General features: G+C 57.6%; 9 protein-coding genes and 1 CRISPR repeat array (1 of these 10 running past the window's edge). All 9 genes read right to left on the bottom strand.

All coding sequences use genetic code 11. The features are described from left to right. Positions 1–4,734: a CRISPR direct-repeat array (repeat unit 29 nt; unit sequence CGGTTCATCCCCGCGGGTGCGGGGAACAG) (it extends 907 nt beyond the left edge of the window). A gap of 65 nt (positions 4,735–4,799) precedes the next feature. The 9 genes from cas2e to cas3 are packed head-to-tail and all read right to left on the bottom strand — an operon-like array spanning position 4,800 to position 14,013. Beyond that, positions 4,800–5,114, bottom strand: a complete 315-nt coding sequence (cas2e, locus tag B5V00_RS10495; protein ID WP_085010742.1) for a type I-E CRISPR-associated endoribonuclease Cas2e — start codon at positions 5,112–5,114, stop codon at positions 4,800–4,802. Beyond that, complete coding sequence (gene cas1e, locus B5V00_RS10490) at positions 5,095–6,018, bottom strand: type I-E CRISPR-associated endonuclease Cas1e (protein ID WP_139800738.1); 924 nt, start codon at positions 6,016–6,018, stop codon at positions 5,095–5,097. The genes cas2e and cas1e overlap by 20 nt, the downstream gene beginning before the upstream one ends. A gap of 15 nt (positions 6,019–6,033) precedes the next feature. After that, positions 6,034–6,861: a BRO-N domain-containing protein gene (locus tag B5V00_RS10485; RefSeq protein WP_085010741.1), complete on the bottom strand. Its 828-nt coding sequence runs from the start codon at positions 6,859–6,861 to the stop codon at positions 6,034–6,036. A gap of 50 nt (positions 6,862–6,911) precedes the next feature. After that, on the bottom strand, positions 6,912–7,520 hold the full coding sequence (gene cas6e / locus B5V00_RS10480) for a type I-E CRISPR-associated protein Cas6/Cse3/CasE (protein WP_085010740.1): 609 nt from the start codon (positions 7,518–7,520) through the stop codon (positions 6,912–6,914). Continuing rightward, positions 7,507–8,184: a type I-E CRISPR-associated protein Cas5/CasD gene (gene cas5e, locus B5V00_RS10475; protein ID WP_085010739.1), complete on the bottom strand. Its 678-nt coding sequence runs from the start codon at positions 8,182–8,184 to the stop codon at positions 7,507–7,509. Before cas5e ends, cas6e begins: the two co-directional genes overlap by 14 nt. Positions 8,185–8,187: 3 nt before the next feature. Next, a complete protein-coding gene (gene cas7e, locus B5V00_RS10470; RefSeq protein ID WP_085010738.1) occupies positions 8,188–9,282 on the bottom strand; it encodes a type I-E CRISPR-associated protein Cas7/Cse4/CasC in 1,095 nt (364 codons plus the stop codon). Between the two features lie 3 nt (positions 9,283–9,285). Then, positions 9,286–9,765 carry a type I-E CRISPR-associated protein Cse2/CasB gene (casB, locus tag B5V00_RS10465; RefSeq protein ID WP_085010737.1) on the bottom strand — a complete coding sequence of 160 codons (480 nt, stop codon included), beginning with the start codon at positions 9,763–9,765 and terminating at the stop codon, positions 9,286–9,288. Next, positions 9,749–11,260, bottom strand: coding sequence for a type I-E CRISPR-associated protein Cse1/CasA (gene casA / locus B5V00_RS10460; protein ID WP_085010736.1), 1,512 nt, complete (start codon positions 11,258–11,260; stop codon positions 9,749–9,751). Before casA ends, casB begins: the two co-directional genes overlap by 17 nt. Next, entirely contained in the window at positions 11,257–14,013 is a 2,757-nt protein-coding gene (cas3, locus tag B5V00_RS10455; protein WP_245803947.1) for a CRISPR-associated helicase/endonuclease Cas3, read from the bottom strand. The genes casA and cas3 overlap by 4 nt, the downstream gene beginning before the upstream one ends. Positions 14,014–14,215 lie beyond the last annotated feature (202 nt).

The following is a 14,215-nucleotide window of genomic DNA, read 5'->3' as shown; positions in this document are numbered from 1 at the left end:
TGGGATGGCGGTTCATCCCCGCGGGTGCGGGGAACAGTATCGTACCCCCGATTTTCAAGAGTTCCAGATCGGTTCATCCCCGCGGGTGCGGGGAACAGTCACCAATGGCGGCCAGGTAAAGGCAGGAATCCGGTTCATCCCCGCGGGTGCGGGGAACAGAGGTCCGCCTCGGGGTAGGTGAATTTCTTCAGCGGTTCATCCCCGCGGGTGCGGGGAACAGAAACCAAACTGATCACGGAGAGATTGCAGAACCGGTTCATCCCCGCGGGTGCGGGGAACAGCGCCGCATGTGCGACAACAGCCCGGCCCGCGTCGGTTCATCCCCGCGGGTGCGGGGAACAGATGATGATCCGTTTTTTCAAGACCTCATGTCGCGGTTCATCCCCGCGGGTGCGGGGAACAGGCATCCTCCTGTTGTTTTGTTGTTGCCTGTATCGGTTCATCCCCGCGGGTGCGGGGAACAGAGCGCGGCAATAGCAGCAATCATGAAGACCTCCGGTTCATCCCCGCGGGTGCGGGGAACAGTGTGACGCCGCCATTGGTGGGGCAAATATTTCCGGTTCATCCCCGCGGGTGCGGGGAACAGATCGTTGCCCATGCTGCCATGCAAATAACAGCCGGTTCATCCCCGCGGGTGCGGGGAACAGTAAAACGTGCTCACTGCAGCGGCGACCCCAGTGGGTTCATCCCCGCGGGTGCGGGGAACAGTTGTCTGCAGACAGCCTTCGGGAGTTGATCATCGGTTCATCCCCGCGGGTGCGGGGAACAGTTCTTCTTCCAGGGTGGTGAGCTGTTCGGCCTCGGTTCATCCCCGCGGGTGCGGGGAACAGGATATGGTGAGCCAGCGAGTTGATGCTGCCGTCGGTTCATCCCCGCGGGTGCGGGGAACAGTATTCAGCCGCCGACGAAACCTCCGAAAACGCCGGTTCATCCCCGCGGGTGCGGGGAACAGGTGTGGGGGAGAGGGGGAAGTTATGATGCCTCCGGTTCATCCCCGCGGGTGCGGGGAACAGTGCTAGCTGCCTCTCGGTCATTTGAAAGGATCCGGTTCATCCCCGCGGGTGCGGGGAACAGTGTTGCGGTTTTCCAACATACGATCAAGTTCCCGGTTCATCCCCGCGGGTGCGGGGAACAGAAGGATAAAGGTAAATGTTTATTTTCATGTCGCGGTTCATCCCCGCGGGTGCGGGGAACAGTGCACTGGCAACTCTCCCAGCGCGTCGAACAGCGGTTCATCCCCGCGGGTGCGGGGAACAGCTCCCCGGTCGCGCTCCTGGCCGGCGTGTCGGCGGTTCATCCCCGCGGGTGCGGGGAACAGCCGATATATTCCCCGGGGCCGTGGATGGTGAACGGTTCATCCCCGCGGGTGCGGGGAACAGTGGCGTAATGGGGGCATGATGCGAAAATCAACCGGTTCATCCCCGCGGGTGCGGGGAACAGTTTCACGTGAGCGCCGTTTGAATCGGTGTGCTCGGTTCATCCCCGCGGGTGCGGGGAACAGATCTCTGATGAGCGCCTACTCTTTTATCAGGCCGGTTCATCCCCGCGGGTGCGGGGAACAGCCGGGAACGGTGGTACGCGTCCAGACTCCCACCGGTTCATCCCCGCGGGTGCGGGGAACAGCAACGGACCAGAGCCAGGAGGTATCTGACATGCGGTTCATCCCCGCGGGTGCGGGGAACAGCTAAACAAGATAATGGCCGCTGTTGGTGCTCACGGTTCATCCCCGCGGGTGCGGGGAACAGGCCTACACCACGTTCAAAGACCTCTACGCCGTCGGTTCATCCCCGCGGGTGCGGGGAACAGCACAATGGCGCGAGGGTGTGACGAGGTGCTGGCGGTTCATCCCCGCGGGTGCGGGGAACAGGGGTGCCGCATCGTCCATCCAGGTCACCGACGAGGTTCATCCCCGCGGGTGCGGGGAACAGATCTCTGATGAGCGCCTACTCTTTTATCAGGCCGGTTCATCCCCGCGGGTGCGGGGAACAGCCGGGAACGGTGGTACGCGTCCAGACTCCCACCGGTTCATCCCCGCGGGTGCGGGGAACAGCAACGGACCAGAGCCAGGAGGTATCTGACATGCGGTTCATCCCCGCGGGTGCGGGGAACAGCACTGCTCCTCGCCTCATGCGCCCCTCCGGTGCGGTTCATCCCCGCGGGTGCGGGGAACAGTCCAGATGAAGAACACACCGTCAATTATATTAAGGTTCATCCCCGCGGGTGCGGGGAACAGACGGTCACCACCAGGTCTGTGTCTGCCAACACCGGTTCATCCCCGCGGGTGCGGGGAACAGACCGTGCAGACCCCCGAGGTGGCCCAGAAGGACGGTTCATCCCCGCGGGTGCGGGGAACAGTTTCTATTGTTATTTCTGCTGTCTGTTTGCATCGGTTCATCCCCGCGGGTGCGGGGAACAGCCGTCATAGACGCCGTCCTGAGACGGCAGAGGCGGTTCATCCCCGCGGGTGCGGGGAACAGAACAGCGTTGGAGCCGATAGCGCCCGAGACCTCGGTTCATCCCCGCGGGTGCGGGGAACAGATATCCGGCCGGGAGCGGGCCGGGAGCGTCCCAGGTTCATCCCCGCGGGTGCGGGGAACAGTGATTTTTGAGACGTTGGTGGTGTTGGTCGAGCGGTTCATCCCCGCGGGTGCGGGGAACAGAATGAGACTAAAGGGGGGTATTACTAGCCCCCCGGTTCATCCCCGCGGGTGCGGGGAACAGACGTGAATGCCCAGGACACCGAGCGATATCAGCGGTTCATCCCCGCGGGTGCGGGGAACAGACAAAAGAAGCGACTGAGGAGCAGCATGTCAGCGGTTCATCCCCGCGGGTGCGGGGAACAGAGCCACGCACGAAGAGGTCACGCATGGCCGATCGGTTCATCCCCGCGGGTGCGGGGAACAGTTTAAAATCCCGGTTCCCCGATCTCTAGCTAATGGTTCATCCCCGCGGGTGCGGGGAACAGTTCATCGGCGGGTCCAGTTCCAACGCCAGCGCCGGTTCATCCCCGCGGGTGCGGGGAACAGTTTGCAAGCGCAGCGAAGGAAGGATCTGTCGCCGGTTCATCCCCGCGGGTGCGGGGAACAGATAGAGCGGCTGCGTGCCGACAAGGGTCCGGACGGTTCATCCCCGCGGGTGCGGGGAACAGAAGTGGGGTGGTGACTGGGACAGGGATACCCACGGTTCATCCCCGCGGGTGCGGGGAACAGCAACCGCAGTCGGTCAAAAATTTACAGATTGCCGGTTCATCCCCGCGGGTGCGGGGAACAGGTCGTCCGGCATCGGCGGTTCGTTGCGCGGAGCGGTTCATCCCCGCGGGTGCGGGGAACAGAGCTAGGAGATTGTCATCAAGCAGATTGTGACCGGTTCATCCCCGCGGGTGCGGGGAACAGACGCGTTGCCTTCACCGTTGTTATCATCCCACCGGTTCATCCCCGCGGGTGCGGGGAACAGAGCCGTTCGTACCTGGCCATCCCGCTGCTGACCGGTTCATCCCCGCGGGTGCGGGGAACAGCAGGCTATAAAATGGTCTGTTGTGACTGCGGCCGGTTCATCCCCGCGGGTGCGGGGAACAGGATACCGCAAGATGACGTACTCAAAACCGCAGCGGTTCATCCCCGCGGGTGCGGGGAACAGCATAGCATCGGGGCCATCGCCAATGATTGTTACGGTTCATCCCCGCGGGTGCGGGGAACAGTCCTGCCCTGTGACGGCCGGCTCGACTGACGGCGGTTCATCCCCGCGGGTGCGGGGAACAGCGTTCCGTCGACGTTGGAACCGGATTGATTACCGGTTCATCCCCGCGGGTGCGGGGAACAGGGCAGCCGGCGACGACTTCTGGGTTTATCACTCGGTTCATCCCCGCGGGTGCGGGGAACAGCGCGTGATCGCCGAGACAGGGCACTCAAAAAACGGTTCATCCCCGCGGGTGCGGGGAACAGCTGTAGAGCTGCAACCTGAGGTCGTCCATCGCCGGTTCATCCCCGCGGGTGCGGGGAACAGCTGCGGGCCGACTCAAATAGCGCCTCGTTATCCGGTTCATCCCCGCGGGTGCGGGGAACAGAGCGACCCGATCCTGACCTCACCCCACAGTTCCGGTTCATCCCCGCGGGTGCGGGGAACAGTCATCCGTGAGGACTGATGAGTAGATGCCGTGCGGTTCATCCCCGCGGGTGCGGGGAACAGCCGACCTCGGAGCAGAACATCGAGATCCCGACCGGTTCATCCCCGCGGGTGCGGGGAACAGGGCCGGAACAGGTCAAGCAAGGGGACGACAGACGGTTCATCCCCGCGGGTGCGGGGAACAGCCGACAAAAACGACTGAGGAGCGGCATGTCAGCGGTTCATCCCCGCGGGTGCGGGGAACAGCGTCCGCAACAGCAATCAAACATATCAAACTCCGGTTCATCCCCGCGGGTGCGGGGAACAGGCAACGCAGGGCCGACACCGGGGGCATCAGTGCGGTTCATCCCCGCGGGTGCGGGGAACAGACGATCAGCCGCCGCCTGAAACAACATCCGATCGGTTCATCCCCGCGGGTGCGGGGAACAGATCAGGTGCTCTACCTAATTGAGCTAATCCGGCGGTTCATCCCCGCGGGTGCGGGGAACAGCTTTAAAACAAATATTCCGCCACCGCTTCCGCCGGTTCATCCCCGCGGGTGCGGGGAACAGTTGAAAAATATCGTCCATTAAAAATAGATGACCGGTTCATCCCCGCGGGTGCGGGGAACAGACTTCTTCTATCTTTATGAAAATATTCACTTTTCAAAGACCAGATAATTCTACCGGAAATTATGATTAAAAATTGGGCACATTTTCTTGGTCCAATTTGCCTCCTTCAGGAAGAAAAGAGACAAGCTTGAGACCTTCCATCTCTTTAGGGGTGCGGCGGTTTACACCCAAGGTTGAAAAGTCAAATCCTGACTCGGTATTCGATGACCAGGCCATGACTGCATTCCCTTCGTCAATACCTTTTTCTACATTATCCCAGATCATTTCTTGAACCCGTTTTGAGACCTTTCCGACGTACACCCCAGCTCGAACTTCAAGAAGCCATAGAGCCAATCGTCCACGAAGACGAGGCGGTACATTTTCAACTACGATGACCAACATCACCTATCCCTTCCTTGTTGGGGATTGCAATTTCAACAGCTTCTTCGTGTGGTTTGGGCGGTTCAATCTCGCCGGCACTTAAGACTTCCTCAATGACGGGAATGATTCGTTTTAATAATTTGGTTTGGCGGAAGGCATCGCGACAGGCAATTCGCACCTGTCGTTCGGGATCATAAGGTTTTTTTGCCGCAATTCTGAATGCGACTGGGACAACCGTGTCAAATTTAAAGATGTCAGCTATGTCGTAGACAAACGACTGGGGTTTTCCGGTATGAATGAATCCGACAGCCGGGGCATAGCCTGCGGCAAGGATTGCGGCCTCGGTGATTCCGTATAGACAAGCCGTTGCGGAAGACAGGCAACGATTGGGAATGTCTCCACTTTCCCACCGTGTGTGGTCATAGTTTCGACGTTTCCACGGTACGCCATACTGTCGGGCAAGCAACTCGTACATTTTTCGTACCCGAACGCCCTCAATTCCGCGCAATTGGTCGACGCTGCGCTTTGCCGGCGGCTCCTCTTTAAACCGAACAGCATACATTTTTCTCACCACTTTCAGACGGGCGCTGTCATCAAGGGCAAGCTTGGCCTGATAGAGAAGGCGGTCAGCGCGTGCGCCACCGGGTTGCCCGGCGGAATATAGCCTGACACCAGCTTCGCCGACCCATACCAGCAGACAGCCGACCCGTGAAGCGAGGGTCGCGGCGGCATGAGAGACTCGAGTTCCCGGTTCCAGCATCAGGCAAGCAACCCCGCCGATGGGGATGTGGGTGCGCACGCCGGTTTTATCGACCAATACGAAGGCGCCGTCGAGAACGTCGAGGTGGCCCTTTTCAACGAACATGACCGAAACGCGGTCTTTGATCGGAACCGGTTTCAGTGGTGGCAGAATCGGTGTGGACACAATCCCCTCCTGGATTTACTTTTTTCGCTCAAGTCGTTTTTGCCTTTCCGGCGCATCCAGATAGTTTTCATCCGTCACCACCTTGCGCCCCGATTCCTGCTCAAGTTTCTTCCGGGCATCACCGGCGATTTTTCCACCCTTGCCGGCAGCGGAGCGGTTTTCCGTGAATCCCTGTGCATCCCGGGTGCGGGCGATTTCGGTGGTGGCGGCCTCTCCGAGCATGGAGAAGATCAGTTCCAGGTCGGTCATGTGATCGCGCAGGTTCTCCCGGTCGAGCTGTTTTAAGTCCTTGTATTCGGAAGGTGTCATGCCGAAAGTGGCCTTTGAAATCTCTGCCGTAAGGATAGCGTACTCACGGCTGCCGCCGACATCGCGGTTCTTCCATTCTTCGGTCAGTTCGGCACGGACGGCGATGCCGCGCATCCGCTTTTCGATCCAGGCTTCGGAGTAACCCTTTGCCCGGTAGAGCTCGCGGGTGCGGGCGGTGCCGAGTTCGGGATCTTCGATCTCCTGAACTCGCTCGTAGCCGACCCTGGCCAGCCAGCGTTTGAAGGGTTCTGCCTTGGGGGAGGGGATCGACTGGATGATGCGAAAGATGCCTTCGGTGTTGGCGCAGTTCACGCGTTGTTTGCCACCCTGGGTGTCAACCGAAAGGGGGGTGACAATTTGTCCCCACCCTTTGGCCAACTCCTTATCGCGACTGCGCATTTTTTTTATGTAGTCAGCCGGGTTGACCGAATCGGTCAAGACCGAGACAACATCTGCAATCACGAACCACCATTCATTATTATGGATTGTGCGGCGAATCCCCTTGCCTTTAAAAACGGCCAGTTTTTCGGTCATTGCACCCTCCCCATTAAGCTAGTGTCGGTCAACAAAGCAGTTCGTCTCCATCACGCAGGGGCGATTGACAGCAGGCCGCAACCGAAGGCTTTAGCCGGGCCGATGCCGGTAGAGATTGCCTGCATCATAGCTTCCGGGCTAGATACCCGTAAAATCCCCTGAAAACTGACCGGCTGAATTTTCCCGACACGTTTTTCCTTGGGCTTGCGGAAATTTATCGGCAGACGATTTTCAGCGACCAGCGTCTCCAGCTCCGCACAACCAATCAGCTTGTGCTCCAACCAGCTCCGCCATTCCTCCTCGCGAATCAGCGGAACCCGGCATTTTTTCACCTGGCCTTTGGCATTCAGGCGGCCGCGTTCATCGTTGATGGTCTTGACCGGGTTGGCCAGCAACGCAAAACGCAGCCGTTGCCCCTGCTGCAGCCTCGGTTGATACCCTCGCGTCGCCAGCAGTCGGACCTTACGCAACTCTGAATCGCTCGGTTTTCGCTGCGACTGTAACAAGATTTCAGCCTGCTGCCGCCCGGCGCGCTCTACGCGAAACAAGTAGTCTCGCCTGGCGTCGGGATCTTCTGGAAACAGTTGCCAGAGGCTGCGGTGGATTTCATAGGGATTGCGACAGGCGGCCCCAGTCACCATAACCTTACTCAGATACATGATCCCCTCCGTGGATGTAGACGGTGCGGGAAGCGAACTGGCGTGGTTGACCCGCCATCGGCAGGTCACGCAGGCGCATGCTGCGATCTGATGGCTGTTCGCTGTAAATCACACCGCCGCTCGGTTCAACAGCCTGCAAGGCCTGGTTCGGACTTTCCGCGGTAAGCCTTTTGCCAAACAGCGGTTGCGCCAACGGACAGCTCCGTCGCCCAAGATAAGGGGTGAATACCGGTTTGCGCACGGCCGTTTCCAATTCATCCAGTGACACGGCTGCATCCTCGTTTTCCCAGATAGCAACGCTGTATTCCGCATCAAGCAGATATTCCCGCCAGGTCTGAATGGTTTCGTGGCTTTTGAGGCCAATGTAACTCTGCCGTGCGTCCTTGACGGTGTGGTAATCAGTCATCTTGACCATCGGCAGCTTTTTCGGCTCCCCCCACTCGGTTTGCGTCTGGCGAGCATCTTTACGCACGGCAAATTGAACGCTGTCCGCCAATTGCTGCAAACGTTCGTATTCATTCCGGCGAATGCCGAGACAGGCACCAAGAAGTCCGAGCAGGGCACTACGGGTCGGGAAGTTGCCCGAAGGGCGCGTCCCTTCAAAGCTGTGCTCCCCCCAGGCCTGCATCGGCCCCTGCAGTTTCAGAATCAGGTAGTCGCCCATGGCTCACCCCTCTCCGTTGTTGCGCACCCAACTTTTGAGGTCCTCAAGGCTCTCTTTCGCAGCGATCCCGGCAGGCGTTTCCACTTTGTTCAAAACAAACTGCCCGCAGCGTTCTTCCAGCCCGTAGCCGATATGCACCTTCTGCCAATAGTCGTGCAGCGCAGCAATCGAAGGTTCACGGAATCCACTGCCGTTTTTCTGCTGCACCGGTTTTTCGAAGGCATTGGCCAGCGATACCGGGATATCGGCGAAGGAAACCAACGCCAAGTCAGCAAGGTTGTGCGCGGCAAAACTCTGCTGCTTAGCAGACGGAACTACCGTCGCCAACATCTGCAATACGTGCGTGGCAATCTCCAGCGCCTGTTCGCGTGGTGCGCCACCGAGGTTTTCCTGCAACTGGCCGATGTTCAGACTGGCGTAGCGATAGAACACCCCACTAGAGAATTCCTGGGTGTCGAGGTGCCCAGATCCCAGTTCCTGCAGATCATCCACAGCGGTGAACCAGTCGATATCGGCATCAACCGTGTGGGTGGTCAAGGCATGCGCCACGGCCAGCGCACCATCGACCTTGCCAAGTTCACTGAGCAACCCCGAGGTGGCCATCCGCCCGGATAATGCGATATCAAGCCCGCCAACCAGCGTCTGTCGCATCGCGGCGATAGATTCTTTCAACTGCTTGGTCAGAGCCTTGTCTTCCAGCCCTTCCGCCTGCGCATTCATAACCCGCTCGCAGAACCAGGCAAACTCTTCCACCGCCCAAGGGGCCACGGCATCGCCTTCGACGATTCCATCGACGGAAACGTCCTTGTCGATGAGCAGCTTGATAGTTTTATCGATAACTTCGGGAGAAAAACGCCCCGCCAGCCTTTCGTGCAACCGATCCCGCAGTCCACTCAAATGCTTTGTGCGGATACTCGCTTCACCAAGGTGCTGAGCATAATAGTCGCTTTTACGCATCGCCCGTTTCAGACTCTGGCTTGAAATCCGTACTCGGCGCACACCACCGAAGATGGCTGACTTCTGCATATTCATGTCGTCGCGGTTGAGGCAAGACGGACTGTGCGAAATGAGAACGTGATAGTTGATGAAATTCTGCACGGTTTAACCCTCCTTTGATGTGTCGGTGTGATTGAGAAAGAAATCTTCGAGCAAACTCCGTTTACTGCGTTCGTTGAGATCCCAGTACCAAAGCTGTTTTGCCATCAGCGGCCAGTTGACTGTCGGTTCGGCGTGCTTGAGAATCCGCCGCAACTGAACCATGTCGTTCGGCGCTTCGCTGCGCACAACTTGAATCATACGGCTTTCTGAAACCGCCGACCGGCTCCCCTTGCGACTTCTCGCCAGCGCAGCGCCCAGAGGGATTTTCTGTTCCGTGTGGTTGATGCAGGGGAGGCAGAAGATCATGCGCTGATAAGCTTTCTTCTGCCATTCCGCTTCACCCCGCCCGGCGAGCAGACGATAAAACGCCGAGGTTTCAAGCAGATCACCCAAGTCGCCGCATCGCTTAAGCTCGGCTTTTGGCCCGTTCGGCAATCGCTGCCAGGCCTGATACAGATCCATAAAATCAGTTTCTTTTGCCATCGACTCCTCCCTCCTGTTGAGGTTTCAGTACGTTGAGATTTTTGTATAAAGTCCGGCGGGAAACCGCCATGGTATGAATCAGGTTGGGGTCGTTCAGATAGGGACGGACCGCTTCCTCAAACAGTCCCCTGACCTCTGTATCCAGTTTTTTCTGAAGCGCGAGTAGAACCGGACGTGGATTACTGAAATCGAGACGAGCCAAGCTGTCGAGGATGGCTTCTTCCGTTCGGCGGTAGAATTGGGCCTTGCCGAATTCATGGATCGGCAGCCCGGCGCCCTTGCTCCCTCCTCCCTTGAAAAAGGAATACAGTGACTTGTTCAGCGCATCGCGATAGCCGATGGCAGTATCCACAACATCCTGAACAATCTGGGGTTTCGAATTCCACCCCTCGCCAAGGGGTAGCAACTCATGCCGTCGCTCCAGAATCGAGGCTTGGTTGTTGCGATATCCACCGATGCAGAGAGTCAACCGCACACCAAGTTTTTGCGCCTGACGGATCACCGCCGCCGGTTCCTGACCGGGAGTTTTGGCGTCAACAAAGGCACGGCGTGCCACGAAACGACCCAACTGAGTCCAGGAGGGAGCTTCGGTGGTGAAAGAAACGAACTTCTCTTCCTGTTCCCCCTTTTTCACAGTAGAGGTTCTCGCCCCATGAGGATGCGGCCAAATGCCGGTCACGGTGTAATTGAATTTCGCCTTATTGAATCCGCGATACACTTCCGTGTCCCCCTGACCGCAGCAACTGCAATCTCCGACCGACTCAGCGGGCAGCAACTCAATGTGCGCCGGCTGCCAGAACAGACCCCGCAGAAACCCGATACTTCGGGATGAAAAGGTTTCGGATTTGATTGGAGCTATCCAGGTCGGTTTCTGGTCTTCCGTTTGCCGATGCCAGGGAAGCAGAGCTTCGACCGACTCCGTGCTCAGCACATTCAACCAGATGGTTTGCCGCAGGTGTTCGCCTTGTACCAGTGTGGTGACCGGAGCACTGCCGCGCAAACTGGCTTTGAATCCCCCACCGAATCCAGGGACATTCATCGCCTGGTTAAACAAAGCGATAGCAGCGCAAGCCGGGCAAAGCCCCTCGCCCAATCCCGATTGGTTGACGAAACAGCTGTTGGTCGCCCCCGTCAACCCGGCCAGCAGTTTATCCATCGGCGTCGGCTCCTTCGCCTTCACTCCCCGCACCTGCATGAACGGATACTGCGGATGATCGAGCCGGAACCAGTCCGCGAAAGGAGTGTAGGCGGCATTGAACTCCTGCTGTCCCAAAGGCTTCATAATTCGTCGTTTCAGCTCCGGCAAATCTGCCGGCGTTGCCAACGCCTGGGTCAGGCAGATCAGCAATTGCAGTGTTGCCATCTCCATGTCATCACGTGGCAGACGCAACTCCCAGCGTTCGTCTTCACACAGCAGCTGTCGCAAGGTCAACTTCTGCGCTGTCGCCCTGCCTTGGGGCCGTGCCGGTATCCACGGATCGGTCAATAGATTCATTTTTTCACCCTCCTCAGTCCGGTATCGCGTCGATACCTGAAAATGACTTTCTCTCCTTCAGCAATAAATCCGCCGCCATCCGGCTGCATCTCCAGCCAGTAGCGGCCTTCGGTATATTCGGCCATTTTTTCCAGATAGCCTTTCCAGCCAGCCGGAACCCCGACACTGTTGAGCATCAGGATTTCCTGTAATCGGTACTCGTCCAGAGAATCGAGAAGATCCCCGTCGATTGTTTGCCGCCCCCCGCCGGAAGCCAGATACGGAATAACCGTCAGGCTCATCTCACCATCGCGGGTCACAGCCGTTATCTGTTCGTCTGAATCGTTGAAGGGGTTCATTTCGAACGCCCTGTGAATCATCTGTCTGGCGTTGTAGTGTTTGCTCCATTTCTCCTCTTCGAATTTGGCAAATCCACTTTCAACCCATTCCGGCTCGTTCCCCCAGCCTTCTTCCCGATAGACCTCGTCGATCCATTTGCGATAGGCATCGGGAAACGAAACGACTTCCGCATCCCGCAGCAGCTGCTCCGTCCGCCAGAGAACGCGGGTGTTGGCATAGACGACTCCGGTTCCCCCATAATCCTCGCCGGTTGGCAACAAAACAGTGCAGCAACGCTTGTTAAATTCAATCGGTCGGGTCGCATCGTTTTCAGCATGCCGGTGCAGCCGCCCCATGCGCTGAAACAGCAGATCGACCGGACACAGCTGGCTCACCAGCCAATCGAAATCGACATCGAGCGACTGCTCCACCACCTGCGTAGCAACCAGAATCCGCCCCTTGCTACGGTCACCCCCAAAACCGAAATTGCCAATGACACCCGCTTCCTTCCCCTGTCGATCCAGAAAACGGAATCGGGCATGAAACAGGTCGACCTCTATCGGCAGTCCCTTCGCCCCCTTCATGAGTCGTTCGTAGAGAGATTGTGCGACATCGACCAGATTGCAGATTACCGCCACCTGGGCGCCTTTCCCCGCTGCGACAATTAGACGCGATATCAGGTCGGCGTCCGGGGTCATGTCTGCAACTCGCAGGCTCTCCAGTTGGACGGTAACCTTTTCCTGCGGTGTTTCTTCAGGCAATAAGCAAGGTTCAACCTTCTTCCCAGCGGCCGAACTGATGAGGGGATAAGGGGCAGATTCATCAGCCTTCAATTCAGCGTCCCACGCAGCAAACAGCTTTTCTTTCTGCCCTGCGGGGAGAGTCGCGGAAAGCAAAATCGCCGAACCGCCTGACGCTTTCTGCTGTCGTAACACCTCTTCGAGCAGGCCATACATGTAAGCGTCGTAGGCATGCACCTCATCGACAATCAATACGCTACGCCCCACCCCAAACCCGCGCACAAATCGGTGCCGTACTGGCAGCACGGAAATCAACACTTGGTCGATGGTACAGACGCCGATCTGGCCGAGAAAAACCCGCTTGCGGCTCTCGGCCAGCCACTCGCTGCATTTGACCCATCCATCCTGCTCTTCGCCAGCTTCGGGTTGGCTTCGCTTTTTCAGTGCGGCAAACTGCTCGTTCTGACTGGCATGGCCATGTGCCAGCAACAGATTGGGAGAATCGTCAAAAAGCACCTTTGCCGCTCTCTCCAAACGAGTAAACATGGCATTTGCCGTTGCCTGGGTTGGCAAAGCGAAAATAATCGAATCAGCTAACCCCGCCTCAATCTGCCGCCAGGCATGCGCCAATGCGGTCTCGGTTTTCCCGGTTCCGGTCGGTGCCTCAACAATTGTCAGAGCCGGTTCCAGTGGCAGGGATTCGATCAGTGCCTGTAATGGGCGGGGAACCTCTCCTGCTGGCAGCAGCGCCCCAACACCGGAAAAGGCTTTCGCATGACCGACAATCCCGGCCAACTGTAGAACCCGCTGGGCGTCGACAGAGACTTTCTCTTCAAAATACGTTTGGAGATTTTTTCGCGTTGCCAATAAAGAAAAGTTGACTTTGTCGCAACGCGACCCGAGCCAATCGGCGATGGAACAAAAACCGGCCAGCAAGGGAGAGGGCTCAGGTGGGCAGCTCGTCAATGTGAGCCCGGCAGGTTTTAGGAACAGCTCTTCGAGAGCTTGCAGCCAACAGATACGGGCGACATGATCGTTTTGAGGGTAGCGCTGGTCGACCAGACTGCTGAAGTTCGCGTTCTGGACATACTCAGCATTTTTCAAATGCCCGTGGTGCCCGGTGACCGCCTCAATCCATTTTTTCCAGAAAGGCCAGTGTTCGGGCTCTTCTTCATTGCAAAACAAACCACAGCCCGAATCGGGAGTTCCGTACAGAGCAATAAGATCTTTATGGAACCAGTAGAGGCCAGCTTCACCGTGCCAGTAATCTTTGACTTCCCTTCCCGAAGGCAGTGTGCCACCAGACAAGGGGTAAAGCGACGTGAAAGATGGCAGGTCTTTCTGTTGAAAACGAAGATCGAATTTTCCGTAATCATGCAATGCGCAGAAGAAAAGGACCCACGCCCTTATTTCTTTCTCATTGGAATCTTGGCAAAAACTGCGACGAATAGTAGGGCTTAGTTCCCACCAAGCTGCGGCAACGGCTGAGATATCTAGACAATGGTAAGGGAGCAAATGGCAACTGCCATCTTCACCAGTTTTTCCCCAGTAGTGGAAATACCCCTCCGACCCCATCTTACCTACCTCCTCAACACGACAAGCATGAGCAACACAACCAGAATTCCAAATATAGATAAGCGTATTTTTTCTATAACATTCAAATGTTCCCAATTCTTTTGGGATGAACCGGTTCAAAATTTCCTTTACGAACCGAAGATCTTCCGTTCCCCGCACCCGCGGGGATATCGTCGGGCAACCTCCGCTGCCCGATCTTTTTTGTCTGGTCCCACTATCGCCCAGAGACATTCACCGCTAATTCCTCCCGATCTCAGTATATCCGGTCCTATTCTAATGACCCTTGCGACAGCACGCGTCGCATTGAAAATCCCGTCGCCGA

Source organism: Geothermobacter hydrogeniphilus (assembly GCF_002093115.1).
Classification (GTDB): Bacteria; Desulfobacterota; Desulfuromonadia; order Desulfuromonadales; family Geothermobacteraceae; genus Geothermobacter_A; species Geothermobacter_A hydrogeniphilus.
The sequence above is the reverse complement of the archived record's forward strand: the minus strand, read 5'-3'. Positions and strand labels throughout refer to the sequence as shown.